This is a genomic window from Lentzea sokolovensis, from assembly GCF_033949975.1.
In the GTDB taxonomy this organism is placed as follows: domain Bacteria; phylum Actinomycetota; class Actinomycetes; order Mycobacteriales; family Pseudonocardiaceae; genus Lentzea; species Lentzea sokolovensis.
Map to the genome: position 1 here is coordinate 129,508 of NZ_JAXAVU010000001.1, position 23,967 is coordinate 153,474.

At 68.9% G+C, this 23,967-nt stretch carries 22 protein-coding genes and 1 pseudogene; 8 read left to right on the top strand and 15 right to left on the bottom strand.

Features of this window, described 5'->3' with window-relative positions; genetic code table 11:
- Nucleotides 1-4: 4 nt before the first annotated feature.
- From SK854_RS00680 to SK854_RS00690, 3 genes are read right to left on the bottom strand one after another with little or no spacing between them, the layout of a single operon-like run.
- A complete protein-coding gene (locus SK854_RS00680; RefSeq protein ID WP_319972965.1) occupies nt 5-811 on the bottom strand; it encodes a carbohydrate ABC transporter permease in 807 nt (268 codons plus the stop codon).
- Nucleotides 808-1,698 (bottom strand): carbohydrate ABC transporter permease, encoded by an 891-nt coding sequence (locus SK854_RS00685; protein ID WP_319972966.1) that lies wholly within the window; start codon nt 1,696-1,698, stop codon nt 808-810. Before SK854_RS00685 ends, SK854_RS00680 begins: the two co-directional genes overlap by 4 nt.
- Entirely contained in the window at nt 1,695-2,963 is a 1,269-nt protein-coding gene (locus SK854_RS00690) for an ABC transporter substrate-binding protein (RefSeq protein WP_319972967.1), read from the bottom strand. The genes SK854_RS00685 and SK854_RS00690 overlap by 4 nt, the downstream gene beginning before the upstream one ends.
- Before the next feature lie 175 nt (nt 2,964-3,138).
- Here SK854_RS00690 and SK854_RS00695 point away from each other — a divergent pair, with 175 nt between their 5' ends.
- A complete protein-coding gene (locus SK854_RS00695) occupies nt 3,139-3,975 on the top strand; it encodes an endo alpha-1,4 polygalactosaminidase (protein ID WP_319972968.1) in 837 nt (278 codons plus the stop codon).
- 46 nt (nt 3,976-4,021) lie between these two features.
- On the opposite strand, the gene SK854_RS00700 is transcribed toward SK854_RS00695, so the two are convergent.
- A complete protein-coding gene (locus tag SK854_RS00700) occupies nt 4,022-5,248 on the bottom strand; it encodes an extracellular catalytic domain type 2 short-chain-length polyhydroxyalkanoate depolymerase (protein ID WP_319972969.1) in 1,227 nt (408 codons plus the stop codon).
- Nucleotides 5,249-5,383: 135 nt separating this feature from the next.
- Between SK854_RS00700 and SK854_RS00705 the strand changes: the two genes are divergently transcribed.
- The 4 genes from SK854_RS00705 (at nt 5,384) to SK854_RS00720 (ending at nt 9,657) form a co-directional block, all read left to right on the top strand.
- The gene (locus tag SK854_RS00705) at nt 5,384-6,214 is read left to right on the top strand and encodes a PhzF family phenazine biosynthesis protein (RefSeq protein ID WP_319972970.1); all 831 of its coding nucleotides are present in this window, start codon (nt 5,384-5,386) and stop codon (nt 6,212-6,214) included.
- An 81-nt stretch (nt 6,215-6,295) separates the two neighbouring features.
- The gene (locus tag SK854_RS00710; RefSeq protein ID WP_319972971.1) at nt 6,296-7,756 is read left to right on the top strand and encodes a PP2C family protein-serine/threonine phosphatase; all 1,461 of its coding nucleotides are present in this window, start codon (nt 6,296-6,298) and stop codon (nt 7,754-7,756) included.
- Nucleotides 7,753-8,766: a cobalamin B12-binding domain-containing protein gene (locus SK854_RS00715; RefSeq protein WP_319972972.1), complete on the top strand. Its 1,014-nt coding sequence runs from the start codon at nt 7,753-7,755 to the stop codon at nt 8,764-8,766. The genes SK854_RS00710 and SK854_RS00715 overlap by 4 nt, the downstream gene beginning before the upstream one ends.
- A 120-nt stretch (nt 8,767-8,886) precedes the next feature.
- Nucleotides 8,887-9,657, top strand: a complete 771-nt coding sequence (locus SK854_RS00720; RefSeq protein ID WP_319972973.1) for an MHYT domain-containing protein — start codon at nt 8,887-8,889, stop codon at nt 9,655-9,657.
- Between the two features lies 1 nt (nt 9,658).
- Here the strand turns inward: SK854_RS00720 and SK854_RS00725 are convergent, their stop codons facing one another.
- The 5 genes from SK854_RS00725 to SK854_RS00745 all read right to left on the bottom strand — a co-directional run bounded on the left by SK854_RS00725 (nt 9,659) and on the right by SK854_RS00745 (nt 12,859).
- Entirely contained in the window at nt 9,659-9,922 is a 264-nt protein-coding gene (locus tag SK854_RS00725; RefSeq protein ID WP_319972974.1) for a Smr/MutS family protein, read from the bottom strand.
- Between the two features lie 81 nt (nt 9,923-10,003).
- A complete protein-coding gene (locus SK854_RS00730) occupies nt 10,004-11,227 on the bottom strand; it encodes an MFS transporter (protein ID WP_319972975.1) in 1,224 nt (407 codons plus the stop codon).
- A gap of 13 nt (nt 11,228-11,240) precedes the next feature.
- The gene (locus SK854_RS00735) at nt 11,241-11,906 is read right to left on the bottom strand and encodes a DUF1345 domain-containing protein (protein ID WP_319972976.1); all 666 of its coding nucleotides are present in this window, start codon (nt 11,904-11,906) and stop codon (nt 11,241-11,243) included.
- Nucleotides 11,899-12,240, bottom strand: coding sequence for an STAS domain-containing protein (locus SK854_RS00740; protein ID WP_319972977.1), 342 nt, complete (start codon nt 12,238-12,240; stop codon nt 11,899-11,901). Before SK854_RS00740 ends, SK854_RS00735 begins: the two co-directional genes overlap by 8 nt.
- A gap of 1 nt (nt 12,241) precedes the next feature.
- The gene (locus tag SK854_RS00745) at nt 12,242-12,859 is read right to left on the bottom strand and encodes a DsbA family oxidoreductase (RefSeq protein ID WP_319972978.1); all 618 of its coding nucleotides are present in this window, start codon (nt 12,857-12,859) and stop codon (nt 12,242-12,244) included.
- A 73-nt stretch (nt 12,860-12,932) separates the two neighbouring features.
- Here SK854_RS00745 and SK854_RS00750 point away from each other — a divergent pair, with 73 nt between their 5' ends.
- Both SK854_RS00750 and SK854_RS00755 read left to right on the top strand, forming a co-directional pair.
- Nucleotides 12,933-13,949, top strand: coding sequence for a GTP-binding protein (locus SK854_RS00750; protein ID WP_319972979.1), 1,017 nt, complete (start codon nt 12,933-12,935; stop codon nt 13,947-13,949).
- A complete protein-coding gene (locus SK854_RS00755; protein ID WP_319972980.1) occupies nt 13,949-15,043 on the top strand; it encodes a GTP-binding protein in 1,095 nt (364 codons plus the stop codon). The genes SK854_RS00750 and SK854_RS00755 overlap by 1 nt, the downstream gene beginning before the upstream one ends.
- Nucleotides 15,044-15,258: 215 nt before the next feature.
- Here SK854_RS00755 and SK854_RS00760 read toward each other — a convergent pair.
- From SK854_RS00760 to SK854_RS00780, 5 genes and pseudogenes are all read right to left on the bottom strand, one after another.
- Nucleotides 15,259-16,107: pseudogene (locus SK854_RS00760) on the bottom strand (glycosyltransferase 87 family protein); the annotation flags it as partial.
- A gap of 61 nt (nt 16,108-16,168) precedes the next feature.
- Nucleotides 16,169-17,341 carry a mannosyltransferase gene (locus SK854_RS00765; RefSeq protein WP_319972981.1) on the bottom strand — a complete coding sequence of 391 codons (1,173 nt, stop codon included), beginning with the start codon at nt 17,339-17,341 and terminating at the stop codon, nt 16,169-16,171.
- A complete protein-coding gene (gene mptB, locus SK854_RS00770; protein ID WP_319972982.1) occupies nt 17,334-18,830 on the bottom strand; it encodes a polyprenol phosphomannose-dependent alpha 1,6 mannosyltransferase MptB in 1,497 nt (498 codons plus the stop codon). The genes SK854_RS00765 and mptB overlap by 8 nt, the downstream gene beginning before the upstream one ends.
- A gap of 103 nt (nt 18,831-18,933) precedes the next feature.
- Complete coding sequence (locus SK854_RS00775) at nt 18,934-19,281, bottom strand: hypothetical protein (RefSeq protein WP_319972983.1); 348 nt, start codon at nt 19,279-19,281, stop codon at nt 18,934-18,936.
- A 27-nt stretch (nt 19,282-19,308) separates the two neighbouring features.
- Entirely contained in the window at nt 19,309-20,403 is a 1,095-nt protein-coding gene (locus tag SK854_RS00780) for a glycosyltransferase 87 family protein (RefSeq protein WP_319972984.1), read from the bottom strand.
- A gap of 148 nt (nt 20,404-20,551) precedes the next feature.
- Between SK854_RS00780 and SK854_RS00785 the strand changes: the two genes are divergently transcribed.
- The gene (locus SK854_RS00785; protein ID WP_319972985.1) at nt 20,552-22,882 is read left to right on the top strand and encodes an ATP-binding protein; all 2,331 of its coding nucleotides are present in this window, start codon (nt 20,552-20,554) and stop codon (nt 22,880-22,882) included.
- A 153-nt stretch (nt 22,883-23,035) separates the two neighbouring features.
- On the opposite strand, the gene SK854_RS00790 is transcribed toward SK854_RS00785, so the two are convergent.
- Nucleotides 23,036-23,896, bottom strand: a complete 861-nt coding sequence (locus SK854_RS00790) for a hypothetical protein (protein ID WP_319972986.1) — start codon at nt 23,894-23,896, stop codon at nt 23,036-23,038.
- Nucleotides 23,897-23,967: the final 71 nt, after the last annotated feature.

Genomic DNA, 23,967 nt, shown 5'->3' on the forward strand with positions numbered 1-23,967 from the left:
TCAGTCACTTGATGCCCGCTGCGGCCACCGACCGCACGAAGAACCGCTGGGCGAAGAAGAAGACGAGCAGGACGGGCAGCTGGCTCAGCACCGTGCCGGCCATGAGCTTCGGCCAGTTGGTGGTGTGCGCGCCCTGGAAGCTCTGCAGTCCCAGTTGGACGGTCATGACCTCCGGGCTCTGCACCGCGATGAGCGGCCACAGGAAGTCGTTCCAGGTCTGCAGGAACGTGAGCACGGCGAGGGTCGCGAGGGTGGGTCGCATCAGCGGGAGCAGCACCTGCAGCAACGTCCGCAGCCTGCTCGCGCCGTCGATCCGCGCGGCCTCCTCCAGTTCCCTGGGCAGGGTCGTGAAGAACTGCCGCATCAGGAACACCCCGAACGCGGTGGCCAGGTTCGGCGCGATCAGCGCGCCGAGGGTGTCGATCAGCCCGAGTGACCGCATCATGATCAGCAGCGGCAGCATGACGATCTGGAACGGCACCATCAGCGTCGCGAGCATGAGGACGAAGGCGACCTTGTTGCCGAAGAACGGGATGCGTGCGAACGCGTAGCCCGCCAGCGAGCAGAGCAGCAGGTTGCCGGCCACGCAGACGACGGACACGACGAAGCTGTTGACCAGCCACGATCCCAGCGGCGCGTCCCGCATCGCCGCGAGGTAGTTCTCCCACTCGATCCCGCTCGGCAGGCCGGGCGGGAAGCGCCGCGCCTCCGCCTGGGTGGACACCGACACCAGCAGCATCCACACCAGCGGCGTCACCATGACGACGGAGAGCGGGAACAGGATCAGGTGCAGTGCGCTGGGCCTTCTCATCGAACCTCGTAGTGCGACGTGCGGCGGTTGAACCGCAGCTGGGCCAGGGTGAACACGCCGATGATCAGGAACACCGCGCAGCCGATCGCCGCCGCGTACCCGCCGTCGAAGCTGACGAACGCCTCGTTGTAGAGGTGGTAGACGAGCACGGTGGTCGCGCGCAGCGGCCCGCCCTTGGTCGTCACGTACACCGCGTCGAAGAGCTGCAGACCGTTGATCGTGAGCCACACCAGGAGGAAACCCGTGGCGGGCGCCACCAGCGGCAGTTCGACGTGCCAGAACGACCGGGCCCGGCCGCAGCCGTCCAAGGAGGACGCTTCGAGGAGATCCTTCGGCACGTTCTGCAGTGCCGCCAGGTAGATGATGACCGCGAACCCGAGCCAGCCCCACACCGTCATCGCCACGACGGCGAACAGCGCCTGGCCGGGATCGGAGAAGAACCCCTGCTTCGGCAGTCCTACCGCGTCCAGCGCGGCGTTGACCAGGCCGAACTGCGGGTTCGCCAGCCAGCTGAACATGATGCCGGTCGCGACCGTCGAGGTCACCAGCGGCACGGACACCGCGAGCCGGTAGAACACGACGCCGCGGATCTTCTGGTTGAGCATCACCGCGATCGGCAACGCGAGCGCGAGCGTGATCGGCACGAACAGCACGACGTAGACGAGCGTGCGGCGGGCCGCGTCCCAGAACAGCGGGTCGGCGACGAGCTTGGCGTAGTTGTCGCCGCCCGCGAACGTTCCCGGCGAGGTGAGGTCGGTGTGCTGGAAGGACAGCACGATCGACCACACCACCGGGACGAGGCCGAACACGCCGATCAGGATCACCGCGGGCGCGGCGAACCCCCACCCGGCGGTGTGGTCCGCCAGCCGGCGTCGGTCGAGCGTCATGAGCCCGCCAGCACCTGGTCGACCTCGGTCCGCGCCTGGTCGAGCGCGGCCTGGGGTTCGGCCTGGCCGAGCAGGACCGACTGCACGGCGGTGCCGAGGACCTGCGAGATCTTCGGGTACTGCGGGATGTTCGGCCGCGACTTCGTCACGTTCTTCGCGAGGTTGTCGACGAAGACCTTGGTGCCGGGGTACTTGGCCTCGAACTCGGCGTAGCCCGCGAGGTCCACTTCGGACTGCCGGATCGGCAGGTGACCGGTCTCCAGGGCGAACTCCAGGTGGACCTCCGCCGAGAGCAGCCACTTCAGGAACGGCAACGCGTTGGTGCGGCCGTTCTCACCGAACACGACGAACGTGTCCGGTCCCGCGATCGTCGCGTGGGTGACCTTGCCGGGCAGGATCTGCACGCCGTAGGAGACGTCCTCGTTGATGGAGCCGAGGTCCCACGGGCCCGTCCACAGCATGCCGATGCGGCCGGAGTTGAAGAGGTTGAGGTACTGCTGGTCGCCCGCGTCCAGGTACACCGACTTGTCCGTGACGGCCATGTCCCGCAACAACTGCATGGCCTGCTTGCCGGCGTCGGAGGCGAACGCGGCCTTCTTGCCGTCCGGGGAGAGCAGGTCGCCGCCCGCCTGCCAGAGCAGGGCGAGGAACCGCCAGACGGTGTCCTCGGTGCCGTCGTTGACGTACGCCCAGCCGAACTTGCCGTCGGAGGTGAGCTTCTGCGCGGCGGACCGGAAGTCGTCCCACGTCCAGGACTCGGTCGGGTGCTCGATCTTTGCTTCGTCGAACAGCTTCTTGTTGTAGACGAGCGAGAGGTTGTCGACGAGCGCGGGGACGCCGTAGATCTTCCCGTCCACCGTCGCGGCCTCCCGCCCGGCCGGGAACAGGTCGTCCCAGCCGAACCCGGCGTCGCGCCGCAGGTCCTCGGTCAGGTCCTGGGTCTGCGGACGGCCGGTGAGCCCGGTGATCGAGGAGCCGTACTGGTAGGCGACCTCCGGCGGGTTGCCCGAGGCGAACGACGCCAGCGTCTTCTGCAGCGCGTTGTCGTTGCCGCCGTTGAACACCAGCTCGACCTGCCGGTCGGGGTGCGTGGTGTTCCAGCGCGCCGCGAGCTTGTCGAACGCGGCGGCCTCCTTGTCGGTGTAGCCGTGCCACACCTTCACCTTGCCGTTCCCGCCGGAGCCCGTTCCGCACGCGGCCGTCATGACGAGCGCGGCACCCATCGTGAGCACCGCGCGGCGACTGAGCCCTCTGCCGTCCGCCATGTCGACTCCCTCGCTTCGTGGATGCGGCTGTGTGGTCGCGAACACTAAGCGCGAATCGCTCAAACAAGCAAGAGTTGTGACCGATTGAGATTGGTTACTGGCCTGTCACGACTGATCTCGCTAGAGTCGCTCACACTCAATCACCACTTGTGAGCGATGAAGGAGTTTGGCGCCTATGACCTCCCCTGCCCGCGCCCTCGCCGGTTCCGCGTTAGCAGCAGTCGCACTGGCGGCCTGCGTGGCCGGACCTCTGACCTCGTCCAGCCAGGCGGCCGCCGCGGTCGAGCTACCCCCTGTCAACGCGGTGCTCGACTACCAGCTCGGTGCCGCGTACACGCCACCCCGTGGTGTGAACCTCGTGACCCGCGACAGCACGGCCACGACCGCGCCCGGCATCTACAACATCTGTTACGTCAACGGTTTCCAGACACAACCCGGGGACCGCAACGTCTGGCTGAACCAGCGCGGTCACCTGATCCTCAAGGACTCGTCGGGCAAGCCGATCATCGACCCGAACTGGCCGGACGAGTTCCTGCTCGACACGTCGACGTCGGCCAAGCGCACCGAGCTCGCCGGCATCATCGGCGGCACCATCGACCAGTGCGCGACCAAGGGCTTCAAGGCCGTCGAGGTGGACAACCTCGACTCCTACCTGCGGTCCAAGGGCAAGCTGAGCGTGAACAACAACCTCGCCTACGCGAAGCTGCTCGCCGACCGCTCGCACAACCGCGGCCTCGCCATCGGTCAGAAGAACTCGGCGGAACAGGCCGCGCGCGGACGCTCCGAGGTCGGTTTCGACTTCGCGGTCTCCGAGGAATGCCACCGCTGGGAAGAGTGCTCGTCCTACTCCGACGTGTACAACGAGCACGTGATGGACATCGAGTACACCGATGACCTGCGCGGCACGTTCGAGGACGTGTGCAACGACCCGGACACCCCTGCCACCACGACGTTGCGCGACCGCTACCTCGTCGGGCCCGGCCAGTCCGGGTACGCGTTCGACCACTGCTGACGGGACCGGGGTGGCGGTGCGCGCCGCCACCCCGGAGTTCATCCGGTCAGCACTTCACCCAGTAAGCCGGCGCGGACTGCCGGATCGTGCTGGTGGTGAAGGTGTTCCACAGCCCGAGAGGCTGGTTGGAGCCCAGCGCGTAGGTCTGGCCCAGGTTGACGTAGGCGCGGCCGGCGACGGTGTGGGCGTAGTTGCTCGCGGTGACGCACTGCGAGGTCGGCGGCGTGGTGGTCGTGGTCGTCGTGGGCGGTGGTCCGCTGGTGCTCAGCGCCTTGACCATGTTCACCACGGCGGTCATCTGGGGGCCGGTCTTGAGCGCGTACTGCGCCGACTGGTAGCCCCACCAGTCCCAGCAGCCGCGCGGGTTCCCGGTCATCGTGGTGGCCTGCGGGTAGAGCACGATCATGTTGTTGGTGTCGGCGTACTCGTTGAGATAAGCCTTGTCCATCAACGCGTTGCCGACCAGACCGTAGTACTGGTAGCAGCCGTGCAGCGTCACCATCAGCTTGCACGGGCCGGTGTCGCACGCCCTTGGCACGTAAGCGAAACCCTCGCGTCCCATGCTGATCGACGCCGCATTGCCGCCGGGCGCGTAGGCGTTCTGGTCGAACTGGACGAGCTTGCCGGACAACGTCGAGGCGGCCGCGTTCACCGGGCCGAACAGGTGTCCCAGCATCTCCTTGACCGGGTCGGTCGTCCCGCACTTGTTGACGTACGGCGAAGTCGTGACACCGCAGGCGTTCGGGCCGATCGGGCTGACCCACGCGTGCCCGGCCGCGCTGGTGTTGTTGTAGGCGACCCGCGCGCCGAAGTCGCGGTAGTAGGTGGCGAGATCGTCGTTCACCACTCGGTCGACCGTGTCGTCGGCGCTGCCGTGGAACAGCCACACCGGGTCGCCGGAAAGATTCCCCGGAGGGTCGACCGTGCCCGCCGCCGCACGGGTGCGGGTCAGCTGTTCCAGCTCGGCGGGCGTTTTGCGCGGCTGGAAGGTGTCCATGCACGCGAGAAGCGCGGTGTTCACGTTGTTCTGCGCGCAGTCGTAGGCGCCGGCGGAGAAGATGCCCGCGCCGTGGAACACGCTGGAGTACGCGACGTGCAGCTGGTTGGCCAGGTAACCGCCGGAGGACACACCGCTGACGTAGGTGCCGGTGATGTCGTACTTGGTGAGCGTGCCGGGCTGCGGTGGCGGGACCGCCGCGAGCGAGATCGACAGGGAAGCCGCGGCCAGGCCGGTGGCCGCCGCGAGTGCCACGAGAGCGTTCCTCAATCGCATGTGTTCGCCTCCGTCATTGCAGGCAGGACATGGGTTTGAGGTTAAGAGCCGATAACTGGACCGCACCACGTGTGAGGTCGCCACCTCGCGGAGCGGCCAGACGTCGAACCGCACCATTGACAGTAGGTTGGCCTCATGCGGACGTTCAGTCAGGTCGACGTGTTCACCGACGAGTTCATGAAGGGCAACGCACTCGCGGTCGTGCACGACGCGAAGGGCCTGTCCACGGAGGAGATGGCGGCGTTCGCGAACTGGACGAACCTCGCCGAGACCACGTTCCTGCTGCCTGCGACGGACCCCGCCGCCGACTACCGGGTGCGGATCTTCACGGTGAGCCGCGAGCTGCCGTTCGCCGGCCATCCGACGCTCGGATCCGCCCACGCGTGGCTGACCGCCGGGAACACCCCGCGCGACCCGGATCGGCTGGTGCAGGAGTGCGGCGCCGGACTGGTCGAGGTGCGCCGCGACGGTGCCCGGCTGGCGTTCGCCGCTCCCCCGCTCCTGCGCGGCGGTCCGGTGGAGAACGTGGGCGATCTGGCGGCGGCGCTGGCGATCGAGCCGGAGGAGATCGCTGACGCGCAGTGGGCCGACAACGGGCCGGGCTGGGTCGCGGTGCTGCTGCGTTCCGCTGACGCCGTGCTGGCGGTGCGGCCCGACTACCAGCGGTTCGGTGCGTTCAGGGGCATCGGGGTGGTCGGGCCGCACCCCGATGGTGCCGACGCGGCGTTCGAGGTGCGGGCGTTCATCAACGAGGGTGGCCGGTTCGAGGAGGATCCGGTGACGGGCAGCCTCAACGCCTCGATCGCCCAGTGGTTGATTCCCGCGGGGATCGCACCGCAGACTTATGTCGCGGCCCAGGGCACCGCGCTCGGCCGGCGCGGGCGAGTCCACCTCTCGCAGGCAGGCGGCGAGATCTGGGTTGGTGGGAACACCGTGGTCGGCGTCACGGGAGAGGTGGCGCTGTGATCGTCCTTTGAGGACGCCTTACCCACTCCGCGGGCGTGTCAAACGTTGTTCTTGATCGGCTTCTGGTGAGACACTCGGGACGTGGCCACGGTTTCCAGCTGGTTGCGTTCGCCGTGTCCCGCGCTGGTCGTTGACGCCGTCGGTGCGGTGCACGGCATGAACGACGCAGCCAAGTCGCTCTTTCCGGAACAGGTCGTACCGCCTCAGTGGCGGCACGGCGAGTCTGTGCACGTCGCAGAACGCAGCTATGCCGCGCACCGGGTCGACAACGAGGACGGCTCGGTCACCTGGTGGTTGCTCGACGAGACCGACCTGCTGCTGGAACGGGAGCGGGCCGCGCTGCTGGCGCGGATGTCCAGCGCCCTGATGACGTCGCTCAACCCCGAGCGGTGCATGACCGTCGTCGCCGAACTCGCCGCCGCGCACCTCGCGGACGAGGCGCTGGTGATCGCTCCCCAGTCCGACCACGGTCACCCCGTCACGCGGTGCCTGCGCGGCGAGTCGCCGACGTACGAGCTGCAGCACGTCGACGTCGAGGAGGTCGTCGGGCTCAGCGAGGCGCTGCGCGGCTTCCCGCCGGTGCCGTCGCGCTGGATCGACCCGGCCGCGGCGCCCGGCTGGCTGGCGCAGGACGTGGTCTCGATCGTCGTCACTCCCCTGCCGGGTCACGGCGTGCCGGCCGGCGCGTTGATCCTCATCCGGCGGGACAAGCACTTCACCGAGGACGAAGAGGCGTTCGCGCGGCTGTTCGCCTCGCGGGCGGGTGTGGCCATCTCGGCGGCGAGCCTGTTCACCCAGCAGGCCGTGATCACCGATCGGCTCACGCGTGACCTGCTGCCACCCGTGCTGCGCCGCTACGAGAAGGTCGAACTGGCCGGGCGCTACCGTGCGGCCGGCGACACCGAACGCGTCGGTGGCGACTTCTACGACGTGCACGAACTGCCGGACGACGAGCTGTTCGTCGTACTCGGCGACGTGTGCGGCAAGGGACTCGACGCAGCGGCGCAGACCGGCAAGGTCCGCACGGCCGTGCACGCGCTTCTGCAGGTGGTGACCGATCACGACCAGGTGCTGCAGGCCCTCAACCAGGCGCTGCTCACGACGGACCAGTCCCGCTTCATCACGACGGTCGTGGGCACCGTGCGGCCCGTGGACGAAGGTCTGCGCGTGACGCTGACCTCGGGCGGGCACCTGCCGCCGTTGATCGTGCGCGCGAACGGCACGGTCGAGGCGGCGCGGACCAAGGGCACGCTCGTCGGCATCCTGCCGCGGATCGTGACGGCGACCGACGAGGTGCTGCTGGCGCCCGGCGACTCGTGCCTGCTCTACACCGACGGCATCACCGAGGCCAACGGCGGCCCGCTGGGCGACGAGGAGTTCGGCGAGGACCGCCTGCGCCGCGCTCTCACGGCCTGCGGCGGCATGCCGGCCGAGGCCCTGGTCGAACACGTGCACATGCTCGCCGCGCAATGGGTCGGCGTCGGCACGCACGACGACATGGCGGTTCTCGCGATCACCGCGCCCCGCAGGAGGTCCTCGTGAAGGCGGTCGACGCCCTGTGGGAGGCCGCGCTCGACGGCGACGAGCACCGCGCGACCGACGTGGTGCTCGAAGCGGCCGCCGAGCTCGGCCACGAGGTCGTGCTGCTCGACGTGGTCGGCGCGGTGCAGCACCGGGTCGGCCGGGAGTGGGCCGCGAATCGGATCAGCGTGGCGCAGGAGCACGCGATCACCGCGATCAACGACCGCGCGGTCTCCGCGTTGTCGATCACCAAGCCCCGGCGGGAAGCGATCCACGGGCGCGTGACGGTGGCGTGCGTGGACGGCGAGTGGCACGCGTTGCCCGCGCGGTTGCTGGCGGAAGTGTTGTCGTTGCGCGGTTTCGCCGTCGACTACCTGGGCGCGCAGGTGCCGGCCCCGCACCTCATCACGTACCTGCACCGCACCAGTCCGGACGTGGTGGCGCTGTCCAGTTCGATCGCGACCCGGCTGCCGGTGGCGCACGCGACGATGACGGCGTGCCAGGCGACGGGCGTGCCGGTGATGGTGGGCGGCGCCGCGTTCGGCGTGGACGGCGTGTACGCGCGGCGGTTCGGCGCGAACGCGTGGGCCGCCGACGCCCGGTCCGCCGCGGACATGCTGCTGTCCCAGACGATTCGGCCGCCGAGCGCACCGCACCAGCCCGTCGACGACCTGCCGCATCTCGCGGACCAGGAGTACACGCTGGTGACCCGCAGCGCCCGCGACCTCGTGCGGTCGGTATACCGCGGCCTTGAGGAACGCGTGCCCGCCATGGGGTCCTACACCGACGAACAGCGGCAGCACACGGCCGAGGATCTCGCGCACATCGTGGAGCATCTGGCAACCGCGCTGTACGTGGACGACGACTCGTTGTTCCGCGACTTCCTCTCCTGGACCGGCGAGGTCCTCAACGCGCGTGGGGTGCCGGCGCAGGTGCTGGAACCCGCCCTGGACCTACTCTCAGTACAACTTCGGGACTTTCCGCGCGCCCAGCGAATGCTCGCCGCACCCGATCGGTCACTGCCCGTGTGATTCCTTTGTGGACGGACAGCGCACACTCGGCGTGTTCGCCTGATCGCACAACGTTTTCCCTGGTACCAGTGTTCCCAGTGGTCTTGTGTCACATAGATTCGAAATGTTTTCATCTCCGCCATGGACATGGGGACGCTCACACCGATCGCTGCCTACGTCGTCGCGGTCCTCGGCTCGGTGCTCGGTCTCCTGTCCGCTGAACGCGCGCGAAACGCGAACAGGACGACACGGAACTGGTGGATCGCTGTGGCCGCGGTGTCGATCGGCGGGCTCGGCATCTGGGGCATGCACTTCACCGCGATGCTCGGCACGTGGATGGGCGCGAACGTCTCCTACGACATCCCGATCACGTTGCTGAGCATGGTCGTCGCCATCGTGGTGGTGGCCGCCGGCCTGTTCCTGGTGCGGCGCTACGGCGTGAACGGCGACACGCGCTTCTGGCCGCTCGCCGCCGGCGGACTCGTCACCGGCCTCGGCGTCGCCGCGATGCACTACACCGGCATGGCCGCGATCGTGATCAACGCCGACGTCTCCTACAACATCGGTCTCGTGGCGGTCTCCATCGTGATCGCCGTGGTCGCCTCGACCGTCGCGCTGTGGTTCACGCGGAAGGTCAGTGGCTTCGCCGCCGTCATCGGCGCCGCCCTGGTCATGGGCGTGGCCGTCACGGGCATGCACTACACCGGCATGTACGCGATGAGCATGGCGCACGACCACAGCGCGTCGATCGTCGTCGGCAACTCGCAGGAGCTGATCACGTCGCTGATCATCGGCGGCGCCGGCGTCAGCGTGATCATCATCTTCCTGCTCGCCCTCACGTCCAACGACGAAGAAGGCAGCGAGGAGGCCGAGCTGCTCGCCCGCGTCATGCGCCGGACCAGCGAACGCTGAGCTACCTGAGGTGCACGAGCACCATTCCGTCGTTGCCGGGAGCGACCTCGACCCGCCGGTAGAGCTTCTTGACGTGCGGTTGCTTCAGCATGGCGAGCACGCGGGCCTTGAGCTTGCCCGACCCCTTGCCCGTGATGATCTCGACCAGCGGCACCTTCTGCCCGGCCGCCCGGAACAGCGCGGCGCGGACGGTCTGGGCGATGTCCTGGTCGCTGCGGAAGATCGGGTGCAGGTCGACGGTCAGCTTGTCCGGCACGCCGTTCATTCTGCCCGAGCACGAGGACGGGAGTGCCGGCCGTCACCGCCAGCGCTCCCGTCACCGGGCGACGGCGGTTGCTCGCGCCGCTCAAGCACGGCAACCAGATCCGTCACGAGACGGGACACTAGACACGGTGTTGTGGGACCGGTCCCACAACACCAGTCCCGCCAGCGCCCCGCCCGCCGTGACGACACAGGCGACCACCACGGCGGTGTGCAGCGACAACGTTTGCGCGAGCAGAGGTCCGGCCAGCGCGCCGATCAACGTCGCCAACGCCTCCGCTGACAGGAAGACCGCGCTGATCCGGCCGAGCGCCTCGTTCGGCACCACCCGCTGCAACACCGTCTGCGGGGTCACCAGGGTCATCGACCCGAACACGCCGATCGCGACGGCGGCGGGCAGGGCGACGACCAACGAGGTCGAGCTGAAGAGCACGAAGAACGCCACGGCGGTCGCCAGCTGGGTCGCCGCGAGCAGGTACCGGGGCTGAACCCGGTCGACGAGCCTGCGGATCGCCACGGCGCCGAGGAGAAACCCGACGCCGAGCGCGGACACGACGAGCCCGATCTGTTCGGTGCCACCGAGTCGCTGGATCCCGAACGGCACGAGCAGCGCGCTCAGCGAGGCGTTGGCCGCCAGGAAGATCGCGGTCAACGGCAGCAGCACCACCGCGATCGGCAGGCCCCGCAACACCCTCCACCCGCCGGCGAGATCGACCGGAGCCCGCTTCCCCACCGAACCCTGGCGGCGGGTCGTCAGCGCGATCGCGGCCGCCGAGACGAGGTAGCTCGCGATGTCGATCCAGATGAGCGTCTGGAAGCTCGTGAGCGTCATGATCGCGGCGCCGAGCGGTGGCGCGACGAGGCGGACCGTGCCGTCGGTGAAGGCGTTGAGCGAGTTCGCGCTGCTCAGCCCACTGCCCGTGCCGACGACGACCGGGATGTGGGCCTGCGCGGCCGGACGGAACAGCACGGCGCCCGTGCTCTCGGCGATCAGCGCGGCGTAGACGAGCCAGAGCGAGTGCCCGGCCGTGGCGAACAACATCAGCGTGACCGCCAGCGCGCGGAACAGGTCCGCGGCGATCATCACCCGCCTGCGGTCCCAGCGGTCGGTCAGCACGCCCACGATCGGGCCGAGCAGCAACGGCGGCAGGTACTCGGCGACGAGGGTGAGGCCGGTCGCGAGCAGCGAGCCGGTGAGCGCGTAGACGTGCGCCGGGATGGCGATCACCAGCAGCCACGAGCCCAGCAGGCTCACCGCTCGCCCGGTCCACAGCAACCGGAAGTCCCTGATCTTGAGTGCTTCGAGCACCGCTACCCCCGGATCACTGGCTGCTGATGCTCGCCACCAGGTTGATCGTCGTGGCCAGCACACCGGTGCCGAACAGGTACGACAGCAAGGCGTGCTTCAGGGCCGTGCGGCGCATCTCGCGACCGGACAGACTCGTGTCGGACACCTGGAACGTCATACCGATGCTGAACGCGACGTACGCGAAGTCGCCGTAGTCCGGCGGTTCGGACTGGTTGAAGTCGATGCCGCCGTCCGCGCCGTAGTAGTAGAGCCGGGCGTAGCGCAGCGTGAAGATCGTGTGCACGACCGCCCATGACAGCACCACGGACAGCACGCCGAGGCCGACGCGCAGCAGTTCGGACGCGCCGGTCGTATGTGCCGCACGGGCCAGTACGAAGCCCACGGACACGAGGCTCGCCAGCGCCGCTACGAGCAGCAGCACCTCGGCGACGCGGCGGGTCGGGTCGTTGCGGACGGCGTGCTGGGCGGTCTTCTCGGCGTCCATCGGCCAGATGACCATCCACGCCCGCACGAGGTACACGAGGGTCGCGACGTCCCAGCCGACCAGCAGGCCGAACTCGCCGTGGCCGGTGGCCGTGACGGCGAGGCCGCTGACGAGGCCTGCCGCCACCGCGACCACGACCTTGGTGCGGTCCAGCACGAAACCGTCCGGTATCGGGCGGGACGGCAGGTCAGCCATGCAAGGCCGCGTCCAGATCCAGGTAGAGGTCCAGCGTCTCGTTCAGGGTGGTGGCCTTGAGCGCGCGCAGCACGCTTCCTCGCGGCGAGACCAGGCGCAACGGGATGCCGCTGTCCTCACCGCGCTGATGGAACTCCACGAGCGCGGAGAGTCCGATGGACGCGAAGAACTCCACGTGGCTGAGGTCCAGCACGACGGGGAGACCCACGCCGAACGCCTCGGACAGCTTGGCGCGCAACAGATCCGCGGTGTACGAGTCGACCTCGCCCTCGGCGCGCAGCACGACGGCGTTCGGGAGCCGCTCCGACTCGACCTTCAACAGTGCCTCGTCCATCTCACGCCTCCCAAGCCTGCGCCAGTGCGCGCCCGAACAGCTCGACGGGCTGGGCGCCGGACACGGCCACGCGTTCGCCGACGACCACGAACGGCACGCCCGAGACGCCGATGTCGCGAGCGCGCTGCTCGTCGGCGCGCACCTCGTCGGCATAGGCGGCAGGGTCTTCGAGGACGGTCTTGACGTCCGCGGCGTCGAGGCCGGCCTCGGTGGCGATCTCGGTCAGCGACTCCGGCGTGAACAGCGAACGCGCCTGCGCGAAGTTGGCGCGCAGCACGGCGTCGAGGACCTCGTGCTGGATGCCCTTCTTCCCCGCCAGGTGCAGCAGCCGGTGCACGTCGAACGTGTTGCCGACCTCGCGGTCGAGCCGGTACTCGAGGCCCTCGTCGCGCGCGAGCTGGGCGACGGACTCCTCCATCTCGGCGGCGCGCGGGCCGAACTTGGTGGCGAGCATGTCCTGCACGGACTCGACGCCGGTCCTGGTGGGATCCAGCTCGAACGCGCGGTGCACCACGGTGATCTCCGCACGGTGCTCGAAACCGGCCAGCGCCTTCTCGAAGCGCGCCTTGCCGATGTAGCACCACGGACAAATGACGTCAGCCCAGAACTCGACCTGCATCGTTCGATCATGTCATGCCACGCCCGCGCCGTCCCTTCAGAAACGATAATCGTTGTCATGTAGGCTGCGGACCATGGCAGCACGAGTCGTATTGGTAGCGGGGTTCACCCACCACGACGTGGCCGACGAACTCTGGCGGGCGTCACCGGAGTCGTCGCTGGTCAGGCACGATCTGAGCAGCCTGGCCGAGGGGGTGGTGCGGCGGTGGGCGGACGGCAGGCTCACCGTCCTGGAGCTCGCGCACGGGTGCGTCTCGTGCACGTTGCGGCTGGACCTCGTCCCGTTGCTCGAGGGGCTGGACGGGCGCGTGATCGTGCAGCTGGACCCGATGCTCGAACCGGAGGCCGTCTGCTTCGCGCTGAGTGAGACCGAGGTGGAGATCGAGGCCGTGGTGACGGTCGTCGACACCGCCACCTGGCTCGACGACGCGACCAGCGCCGACTCGCTCGCCGACCGGGGCATGCGCGCGGCCGAGGGCGACGAGCGGATGGTCGCGCAGGTCGTGGTCGGGCAGACGGAGTTCGCGGACGCGCTGGTGCTGACCGGTCCGGGCGACCCGGTGCTCACCGCCGTGCTCGACCGGCTCTCCCCCGACGCGCCGCGTCAGCAGCTTTCCGAACTCGACGTCCACGCGTTGCTCGCCGCGATTCCCGCCGACGCGCGGCGCGGTGAGATCGACGACGGCTTCGGGTCGCTGCTGTACGGGCGGCCGTCACTGGAACCGGCGCACGGCGTGTCCGTCGTCCACTTCACCGACCGGCGCCCGTTCCACCCGATGCGGCTGCACAACTGCATCGACGTGCTGCTCGACGGCGTGGTGCGGGTGCGCGGCCGGGTGTGGGTCGCGAGCCAGCCCGACGCGGCGCTGTGGCTGGAGTCCGCGGGCGGCGGGTTGCGCGTGGGCAACCTGGGGCCGTGGGAGGGAGACCGCGACCAGGAGCTCGTCGTGATCACCCGGTCCGCCGACGCCGCCGAGATCGCCGCGGCGCTCCGATCGGCCCTGGTCACCGACGAGGAGCTGGGGCTGATCACCGAACTCGACTTCGCCGACCCGTTCGCCGACTGGCACGAAGAAGAGATGGAACTCTGATGCGCACCCCCGTGACCGTGCTGTCCGGTTTCCTGGGCTCCGGCAAGACGACGCTGCTCAACCACGTGCTGACCAACCGCGAGGGCAGGCGGGTGGCGGTGATCGTGAACGACATGAGTGAGGTCAACATCGACGCGGCGCTGGTCGACCGCACCGTCGAACGCCTCGTGGAGCTCACCAACGGCTGCATCTGCTGCACGTTGCGGGAGGACCTGCTCGACAGCGTCGGTGAGCTGGCGCGCTCGGGCCGGTTCGACACGATCCTGGTCGAGTCGACGGGTGTCTCCGAGCCGATGCCGGTGGCGGCGACGTTCGACTGGACGTTCGAGGACGGCACGAGCCTGTCCGATCACGCGCGGCTCGACACGATGGTGTCGCTGGTGGACGCGGAGGGGTTCCTGCGCGGACTGGCCGGCGGTGAGGTCTCGGACCTGCTGGTGGACCAGGTGGAGTTCGCGAACGTGCTGGTGGTGAACAAGACCGACCTCGTCACCGCGGATCAGCTCGCGACGCTCGACGCCGTGCTGCGACGCCTGAACCCGTCCGCCCGACTGCTGCACACGCGCAATGGCGTCGTAGAGCTGGCCGACGTGCTCGACACCGGCTCGTACGACCCGATCACCGCCGCGCAGGCGCCCGGCTGGGCCCAGGAGCTGGCCGGCGGGCACACCCCGGAGACCGAGGAGTACGGGATCCGGTCCGTCACCTACCGCGCGTCACGGCCGTTCCACCCCGCCCGGCTCGTGGAGGCACTGGCGGACTGGGAAGGTGTGTTGCGCAGCAAGGGTTTCTGCCACATCGCGTCCCGGCCGGACGTGCTGGCCGTGTGGTCGCAGGCCGGTCCCAACCTCGTCATCGAACCCGGTCAGCTGCTCGACGCGCCTGACGCCCGCCAGGAACTCGTGTTCATCGGCGTGGACCTCGACGTGACGGAGCCCGCTCAGCGCCTGGATCCCGCGCTGCTCACCGACTCCGAGCTCGCGGCAGGGCCCGAGGTGTGGCGGACGTTCGCCGATCCGTTGCCGGAGTGGGACTTCAGCGACCTGCACGACCACGCGATGACGACCAGCGTCACCAGCGCGAACGCCGGATAGGCCCACCCGGCCAGCGACAACCAGCCGGGCCGGCTGATCGTCCAGATCGTCGGCTGCCGGTCCAGCTGGAACGCGATCACGTCCAGGAACATCACCGGGACCCACAACACCAGCAGGGTGGTGCGCACCCACGGCGCGATCTTCTGATGCACCAGCCAGATCAGCAGCGGCGCCACCCACACCCAGTGGTGGTCCCAGGAGATCGGCGAGAGCAGCAATCCCAGGAACTGCACCGACAGCACGCCGATCAACGCGTCGCTAGCCCGGACCGAAGCCCTCAGCGCGAACAACGCGATCACGGTCGACACCAGTGCGGCGATGATCCACGGCCAGGACATGCCGACGTCGTGACCGAGGCTGCGGGACAGCGCGCCGCGCAACGACTGGTTGTGCGCGGTCGCGATCGGCCCGACCCGGTCCGGGTCGCCGAACAGCACGAACCAGTACTGCCGGGCCTGCTCGAAGTTCACCAGGAACCCGAGGCCGACGCTCGCCGCGAACGCCGCCACCGACCACACCGCGGCCTTCCACCGGCGGGTCGCGAGGAAGTACAGGCCGGAGATCGCGGGCACGAGCTTCACCCCGGCGGTCAGGCCGATCCCCGCTCCGGCGACGCGGGGGTCGCGGGCCACCAGCGCGGCCAGCACGACCGCGGCCAGCAGCAGGTTGATCTGGCCGAACTCGAAGGTGTGGAAGACCGGCATCATCCACAGCAGCACGGCGGTCCACAGGAGCGCCCGCTGCCGCCACACTCGAGTGTCGGCCGTCCACGACTCCCCCGCGACGAGCCGCAGCGCCACGCGCACCAGCCAGTACAGGCACAGCACGGTCAGCAGGCGGAAGCTCCACTGCGCGGCACCCCAGAACAGCCACGTCATCGGCAGGAACACCAGCGCGCCGAACGGCGGGTAGGTGAACGGCAGCGGGAAGTCGGGCGGCGAGTGCGGCGACACCATCTGGTAGAGGTCGCCTTCGAGCACGTGCGGGGCCAGCGACCAGTACACGTACAGGTCGATCGACTCGTTGCCGAAACCGGTGACGATGATCCACGTGCGTGCGAGCATCGAGATCGCCAGCAGCCACGGGGCGACGGCGAGCAGCCGCCGTTCCAGCTTCGCGAGGGGCTTAGGTCGCAACACGTTCTGCCTTCGGGATCGGGTCGAGCAGCTTCGGCGTCAACGCCAGGGTGAGCAGTGCGAGCGCCGGATAGACCCAGCCGAGCGCCGCGAGTGGCCAGGGTCTCGGAATCTCCCAGATGGACGGCTGCAGGTTGATCAGGATCGTGATGACGTCCGAGGCCACCGCGACCACCCACACCCCGGCGAGCACCAAATTCCGTCGCCCGTGCACGAGCCAGAGGACCAGCGGGATCACCCACAACCAATGGTGGCTCCACGAGATCGGCGAGACCAACAGCCCGAAGAGCTGCACGATGATCACGGCCGCCAACGTGTCCCCGGCCTTCACCGCGGCCCGCAACGCGAACCAGGTGAGCGCGACAGACACCGCCGCCGCGAGCAGCCACGGCCACGACATCTCGACGTCGTAGCCGAGCGAACGCGACAACGCGCCGCGCAACGACTGGTTGATCACCGAGCCCACCGGCCCGACTCGGTCGGCCGCACCGAGCAGCTCGAACCAGTAGCGCCACGAGTCCCCGGCCGACACCAGGAAGCCCAGCGCGACCGTGATCGCGAAGCCCGCCACCGACCACAGCGCGGCCTTCCACCGGCGCGTGACCAGGAAGTACAGCCCCGAGATCGCCGGCGTCAGCTTCATCCCGGCGGCGACACCGACGCCCAGTCCCGCGACGGCCTGCCGGGTCGCGACCATCGCCGCGAACGTCCCGGCGATCAGGACGAGGTTGATCTGTCCGAAGTCGAGGGTCTTGCGCACCGGCTCGAACCACAGCGCGATCGCCGTCCACAACAGAGCGCGGCGCCGCCACGTGCCGTCGTACGGCTGTTCGGCCTTGTCCGCCAGCAGCTTCAGCGCAGTGCGGACCAGCCACCACAGGCAGACCAGTGACAGCACCTGCCAGACGACCTTCGCCGCGATCCACGGCAACGCCGACAGCGGGAGGAACACCAGCGCCGCGAAGGGCGGATACGTGAACGGCAGCGGGAAGTCCGCCGTGAACGGCATGGTGATCGAGTAGAGCTCGTCGGTGAGCACGTTCGGAGCGAGGCTCCAGTACACCTTGAGGTCGATCATCCCCCAGTTCGCCGTCGCGGCGTAGATGCCCAACGACAGGCACAACACCAACGGCGCGAACCTCAGCACACGCTGCTCACTCACCGGTTCCTCCAGCCACCGGGGCAGGCTGACGCACCGGGTGCAGCAGCGCCCGCCCGACCCACATCCCTGCCACAACAGTGGCAGCCAGGTACGGCCACCACACCCAGGGGTTCATGGAGTCGTACGTCCAGCGCGCGACGATCGTGCCGTCCGGCAGGGTGACCAGCACCATCCACACCGAAACACCCGCCAGCACGGCGATCCGGCGGTCCTTCCACGCGAACGTCGCTCCCAACGCGAGCGCCCACGTGAAGTACCACGGCAGCACCGAAGGCGCGAGCAGTGACGCGGCGAGCAACGCGATCGTGGCGCGTCTCATCGCTTCCACCCCGCCCGCTCGTGCCAGCCACCACTGCCGCACGAGCACTCCGGCGAGCACGACCACACCGGCGGCGCGGAAGAAGGTGAGGAAGCCGAGATGCGTGAAGCCCGGCACGTACCGGCCGATCGAGAAGTAGAGGAGCTCCGCCGCGGCACACGGCAACGACATCCAGGTGAGCAACGGCCCCTGCGATCGCAGCACGCTGATCCAGCCGAGATCGACGCCCGCCACCACCGTCGCCGCCGCGAAGACCACGACGAACACCGCTCCCCCGGCTGCGGCGGCGGTCAGAAAGCGTTGCCGTGCCGCACCTTCCAGCCGTGCCGCCCACACCCACACGAGGAACGGCGCGACGAGCAGCGCGGTAGCCTTCACCGCGGTCGCCAACGCGATCAGCGCGAACCCCCTCAGGTGCTTGCGGTCCAGCACCATCAGCACGCCCGCCGCCATCAACCCGACCATCAGCACGTCGTTGTGCGCGCCACCGACGCCCAGCGCCACGACCAGCGGGTTCGCGACGGTCAGCCACAACGCCGTCGAGGAACGTCCACCCAGGTGCCTCGTCAGACCCGGAATCGCCCACGCCAGCAGCACCAGCCCGGCGAGCACGGCGATGCGCATGACGATCGCCCCGAGAATGACGTTGTCGCCGGTCAGCCACACCGTCCCCTTGCCCAGCAGGAGGAACAGCGGCCCGTACGGCGACGGCGTCTCCTGCCACAGGCCCGCGACGTTGCCCCGCAACGGCAGGTCGAGCACGGCGGCGCCACGCGAGTAGGGGTCGAAGCCGCGCAGCGCCACCGCGCCCTGCGCCAGGTAGCTGTAGACGTCACGGCTGTAGAGCGGCGGCGCGATGATCAACGGCGCGGTCCACGCCGCAGCCGTCACCGCCACCGTCCGGCCACCCACTTCACGTGCGAGCACCAGACGGCCGAGCCGGACCCAGGACAGCACCATGAGCGCCAGGCCCGCGAACAGGACGATGAACGCGAGGTCGTGGCCATGGCCGTACCTCATCGCGTTCAGGACCGTCCCGCTCAGCAACGGGTCCCTGCGGACGATCGCGCCCGCTCCCAGCCCGCCGATGGCGAGCATGACGGCACCGGACACACCGGGCCACAGCACGTTGCGCGGAACTCGCCGGAACAGCTCCGCAACAGCGGTCACAGCCGAATCCACCCTCTTGACGTCTCTTGACACGAGGTAATCGCAAGGGCGAGGCACTAGCCACGAAGAAGGGCTGGAAGATCGGGTTCTTCGGGTGGTTCCGCTAGTCGGTGAGTGTGTCCATCACGACGTGGGCACCGAGTTCCCCGAGGAGTTCGATCAGGCCCGGGCCGAGGCAGACGGAATCCTGTCCCGGCTTCGGCGACCACGAGACGAACAGGTCCACGTCACATCTGGCCGCGACCTGGACCAGCGCTTCCCGGTGCTCGGTGAGCAACGCCTCGACGCGCTTCAGCAGGTCGTCCAGATGCAGGTCGCCGCCACCGGCATCGACGCACCAGAGCCTGTCGCTCCGCTCGGCACCGATCTTCAGCGCGGCGCCGATCTGTGCGACGGTCATCTCACCCGCCCACACCCGGAGCGTGGCCCTCGACCAGGGTTCTTCCTCCACGGACTGAATCCTCGCAGCCCACGCAACTCAGATCCGTTGTGGAACCGGTGGTGCTGACGTTCGTGTCACCTGCCTGAAAGCCAGCAACCCCAACGCCGTGACGGCCAGCCACACGTAGGTGTCGAACTCGTGCAGCCGCGTCACGAACACCAGGAACACGGCGGCGAAGGCGGGCCAGGCGTTGCCGCGCAGCGCCAGGTACACCAGCATTGGCACACACCAGACCCAGTGGTGCAGCCAGGAGACCGGCGAGGCCAGCAGTCCGGCGGCCGCGATGACGAACAGTGCGACCAGGTCATCGCGGGTCCGCCGGGCCACGAAGACCGCGGTGGCCACCACGGCGGCGGCGAGCACCACCCACAGCAGCGTCTCCACGCCGGGCGCGAGCCCGAATCCGCGCAGCAGACCGCGGATGGACTGGTTCGTGGACAACGACATGTCGCCGATGCGGTCGGGGTCCAGCAGCGAGTGCATCCAGTACCGCAGCGAATCCCTTGGTGCGATCAGGAATCCCGCGACGACCAGTCCCGCGAACGTGGCCGTCGACGTGATGGCGGCCCGCCAGTCGCGCTTGACGACGAAGTACAGCACGAAGATCGCGGGCGTCAGCTTGATCGCCGCGGCGATGCCGATCAGCACGCCACGGCGGCGCTTGTCGGTCACCAGCAGGACGTCGATCACGACCAGCGCCAGCAGGAACAGGTTGATCTGCCCGTAGCCGTAGGTCGTCCACACCGGGTCCAGCGCCAGCGCGCCGATCGCGGCCAGCGGACCGACCGTCCACTTGAGATCAGGACGGACCTTGCCCGCCACCGCCACGCACACCGCGGTGAGCGCGAGGAAACCGGCCGCGACCACCAGCAGGTTGTGCCATCCGCCCGGCACGAGGCTCAGGCCGCTGAACAGCACCGCCGCGATCGGCGGATAGGTGAAGGGCAGCTGGGGGTCGAGCGGCGGGCCGGTGAAGCCGACGTAGAGCGGGCGGCCCTCCAGCCACGCGAGGCCGCCGAGCCGGTACACGTCGAGGTCGATCGGGTAGTGATCGGACCAGGTGAACAGCAGCCACGCCAGGGCGGCCAGCCAGAGCGCAGCACAGAGCCGCACTGGGTACGCGAGGGACACACCTCGAAGCTAATTTCGGCCGGGAAGGTTCACCTTGCTGAACAACCAGCAGAACTTCCGGCAGAAATGTGGTTCGGAAGCAGCGTTACCCCGGTGTCAGGCGTCTACCAGTCAGCACCATGCGCTGAGGACGTCGGGGGGTAGCGCAGTGAGCACGACCGCGTTCGGGGATTTTCTCCGTTTTTATCGATCGCGTGTTCCGTTGACGCAGGAAGAGCTGGCAGAACGCACCGGCCTGAGCACGCGCGCGATCAGCGACATGGAACGCGGCCGCACGCTCAGTCCGCAGTTCCGCACCGTGCAACTGCTGGTGAACGGGCTCGGGCTGGTCGGTGAAGAGGCAGCGGAGTTCACCGCGCTCGCCCGCGCCAGCCGGGTGGCCGGAGCCGAAGAACGCCCGGACGCGCCGTTCCCTGTGACGTCCTGTTCGCTGCCGCCGGTGCTGATCGAGCTCACCGGCAGGGAGAGCGAGAAGGAGCTCCTGGACGGGTTCGCCGCGGACGCCGCGTCGTCGTCACGGCTGCAGATCGCCGTGGTCCACGGCGCGCCCGGTGCCGGCAAGACCGCGCTCGCCGTCGACGCCGGGCACCGCCTGGGCGCGCGGTTCGCCGACGGCTGCGTGTTCCTCGACCTGCGCGGCACCGACGAGCCGCTGACCCCGGACAAAGCGGCGCACCGGCTGCTGCGCTCGTTCGGAGTGGACGAACGCCAGATTCCCGCAGACCCGGACGACAAGCTGTCGCTGTACCGGTCGCAGCTGCGCGACCGGGCCGTGCTGCTGGTGCTCGACAACGCGGAGAACGAGGCGCAGGTGCGGCCGCTGCTCGCCTCCAGCCCCGGCACGCTGGTGCTGCTGACCAGCCGCCGAACCATGACCGGTCTGGACGCCCGGCACCGGCTCCCGCTGGAGTTGTTGCCGCTGAACCGCTCCGTCGAACTGCTGCGCGCCGTCACCGGACCGGAACGGCTCGACGCCGAACCGGAGGCGGCCGAACGGGTCGCCGAGCTGTGCGGAGGCCTGCCGCTGGCGTTGCTCATCGCAGGGAACCGGCTGACCAGCAGACCACAGTGGACGATCGGCCACCTCGCCGAGCAGCTGGAGGACGAACGGCGCCGGCTGTCCGTGCTGCGGGCGGGCGACCTGCAGGTGCGGGCGGCGTTCGAGATCTCCTACCACCAGCTCAGTCCCGCCGCCGCCACACTGTTCCGCAGGCTGGCTCTGGTCACGAGCCCCGAGGTGAGCGTGGCCCTGGCCGCCGTTCTGGTCGACGACGCCGAGGAGTCGTTGGAGGAACTGGCCGACGCGAGCCTGCTGGGCATCAGCGAGACGCCCGGCCGCTACACGCGCCACGACCTGCTGCACGTCTTCGCCGCCGAACGGCTCGAACTCGACGACGACCCGGCCACCGTGCTGAAGGCGCGCACACGTTTGCGGCACTGGCTCCTCGACACCGCCACCGGAGCGGCCCTCTTCTTCGACCACGACCTGCCCGCCGGGCGCGCGGGACCGGTGCACGACAAGGAGTCCGCGGCCCGGTGGCTCGAACGGGAGCTGGAGAACTGGCGCGGGGCACTGCGGTCGGCGGTGGCGGAAGGCGAGCACGACCGCGTTCTCGCTCTGGCCCAAGCAATGCACTGGTACTCGGACATGCACGGCGTCGGCGAACTGTGGCGCGAGGTCTTCTCCGCAGGCGCTCACGCGGCCCGGCAACTGGGCAACGCCAAGAACGCCGCCGAACAGTTGAACTACCTGTCATGGGCGCTGTACGCGTTGTGCGGACAACCACACGAAGCCCTGGCCGTGCACGAGGAAGCCGCGGCGGAACCGATCGACGACACCCACACCGAAGCGTGGAACTGCTACTACGGCTCGGCGATCCGGCGGCGGCTCGGCGAACTGGGGAAAGCGGTGTCGCTGGGCCGCCGATCTGTCGCCCTGTTCCAGCGAGCCGGCTACTTGATCGGCGAGAACCTCGCGCTCTCCCTGCTGGGCCTGATGCTGCACGCCTCCGGCGACCTCACCGAAGCGGCCGAGGTGCAGCAACGCAGCGTGGACCAGCACCGCAAGGCAGACGGCGACGACGAACTGCTGTCGATGCTGCTGATCCGCCTGGCGACCACCCTGGCGGACGCGGGCCAGGTGATCGCCGCGATGGACCTCCTCGACGAGGCGGAGTCGGTGTTCCGCGGGCACTCCAACACCGCGGGAACGGCTCGCGTGCAACACAACCGCGGCCTGGTGCTGATGGACGCGGGACGACACGGCGAGGCGCGGGAACAACTGCTGGCGGCGCTGGGCGAGGCGCGGCTCTCCGACCACCGGGTCGAGATCCTGGCCAGACTCGCCGAACTCGCTGACGCCGCGGGAGAGTCGGCGCAGGCCCGCGAGTACCGGGTGCGGGCACTGGCCGAGTGCGACCGCTACGACACCCCGGCGGTCCGTGTCACGGCGACGAAACTGGTGGCAGCGCTGCGATGATCAGCTCCGCTCTGCCCGGCTGCGATCTGCCGGTCCCAGCCGAAATCCCCTCTGTGCTCGCGCAATTACGCAGGTCAAGGCGAGAAGATCAAGGTTTGCGTTCGTTGAAAAGCGATCAAGAGCACGAGCTCCTGAGCAGAGCGAGCAGGGTCGTCAGGCTCCTTTGCGGACCGCACGGGTGATCTGGCTGCCCACCTCGGGCGTGAGACGGTTGTCCTGGACGGTGATGCCGAGTGTCGAGGCGAGGCTCCCGCCGTGCAGATCGACAGCGGACTCCATCAGTTGCGCCAGGTTGGAGGCAGCCGACCGGCCGCGCACCACTGCGCTCACCAACGTGACGAGCCCGACCAGACCAAGCGGCCACCAGAGGACTCCCGCGATGGTGTAGAGGACGCCCCAGCCGGCCAGCGCCGCCGCTCCGTTGAACGACTCTCTGGCTTCCTCCAACACGGTGCGCACTTCCTCAGGCAGGACCAGCCACAGTCGAGGCCAGCCGAATTCCAGGTCGAGGTGGTACTCGACCTGGACGCGTGTGCTCAGCGCGGCGATCTGATCGCCCATCCAGGTCGGTCTGGCCGGAGGTGCCAGTGAGACGCGATTGCGCCGATGCGCAAGGCGCGCCAGCACCTGGTCGGGCTTGTCCTGCCGGAACGCCTCTTCGTAGCGTCGGTGCGCTCGCTTCCATCGCCAGCCACGAATGCGGGCAAGTGGGACCCCAGTGCGCAACGGCCACTGCCCGAGCCACAACCAGTGCGTCGCTCTCCCCAACGTCCGAGCGAGAATTCCCGCCCACGCCGACACGAGCAGAACGCCGACCGCGACGGCGACGAGCACCAAGCCTGTGACCCGGCCGTCACGCAGGTCCGTGAAGAACCTGTCAACGGCGGGCCACATTCCGAAGCGAATCCGCCAACCGACGACGACGGAGGCGACGAACAACGCTCCTGGCACCACGAGCAGCGACAACCATTTGCCGGCGAGCTGTTTGGCGAGCTCACCCAGAAATGAATTCATCGGGGATGCCGCTGCGGAGTCGCTTGGGTCAGAGTCTCACCGAAGAGGTGGCATTCAGGTGTGGCCACTCC

What these genes read in the sequence shown, in the direction of transcription:
- SK854_RS00680 (WP_319972965.1), bottom strand. Translation starts at nt 811, where the DNA reads ATGAGAAGGCCCAGCGCACTGCACCTGATCCTGTTCCCGCTCTCCGTC.
- SK854_RS00685 (WP_319972966.1), bottom strand. Translation starts at nt 1,698, where the DNA reads ATGACGCTCGACCGACGCCGGCTGGCGGACCACACCGCCGGGTGGGGG.
- SK854_RS00690 (WP_319972967.1), bottom strand. Translation starts at nt 2,963, where the DNA reads ATGGCGGACGGCAGAGGGCTCAGTCGCCGCGCGGTGCTCACGATGGGT.
- SK854_RS00695 (WP_319972968.1), top strand. Translation starts at nt 3,139, where the DNA reads ATGACCTCCCCTGCCCGCGCCCTCGCCGGTTCCGCGTTAGCAGCAGTC.
- SK854_RS00700 (WP_319972969.1), bottom strand. Translation starts at nt 5,248, where the DNA reads ATGCGATTGAGGAACGCTCTCGTGGCACTCGCGGCGGCCACCGGCCTG.
- SK854_RS00705 (WP_319972970.1), top strand. Translation starts at nt 5,384, where the DNA reads ATGCGGACGTTCAGTCAGGTCGACGTGTTCACCGACGAGTTCATGAAG.
- SK854_RS00720 (WP_319972973.1), top strand. Translation starts at nt 8,887, where the DNA reads ATGGACATGGGGACGCTCACACCGATCGCTGCCTACGTCGTCGCGGTC.
- SK854_RS00725 (WP_319972974.1), bottom strand. Translation starts at nt 9,922, where the DNA reads ATGAACGGCGTGCCGGACAAGCTGACCGTCGACCTGCACCCGATCTTC.
- SK854_RS00735 (WP_319972976.1), bottom strand. Translation starts at nt 11,906, where the DNA reads ATGGCTGACCTGCCGTCCCGCCCGATACCGGACGGTTTCGTGCTGGAC.
- SK854_RS00740 (WP_319972977.1), bottom strand. Translation starts at nt 12,240, where the DNA reads ATGGACGAGGCACTGTTGAAGGTCGAGTCGGAGCGGCTCCCGAACGCC.
- SK854_RS00745 (WP_319972978.1), bottom strand. Translation starts at nt 12,859, where the DNA reads ATGCAGGTCGAGTTCTGGGCTGACGTCATTTGTCCGTGGTGCTACATC.
- SK854_RS00750 (WP_319972979.1), top strand. Translation starts at nt 12,933, where the DNA reads ATGGCAGCACGAGTCGTATTGGTAGCGGGGTTCACCCACCACGACGTG.
- SK854_RS00755 (WP_319972980.1), top strand. Translation starts at nt 13,949, where the DNA reads ATGCGCACCCCCGTGACCGTGCTGTCCGGTTTCCTGGGCTCCGGCAAG.
- SK854_RS00790 (WP_319972986.1), bottom strand. Translation starts at nt 23,896, where the DNA reads ATGAATTCATTTCTGGGTGAGCTCGCCAAACAGCTCGCCGGCAAATGG.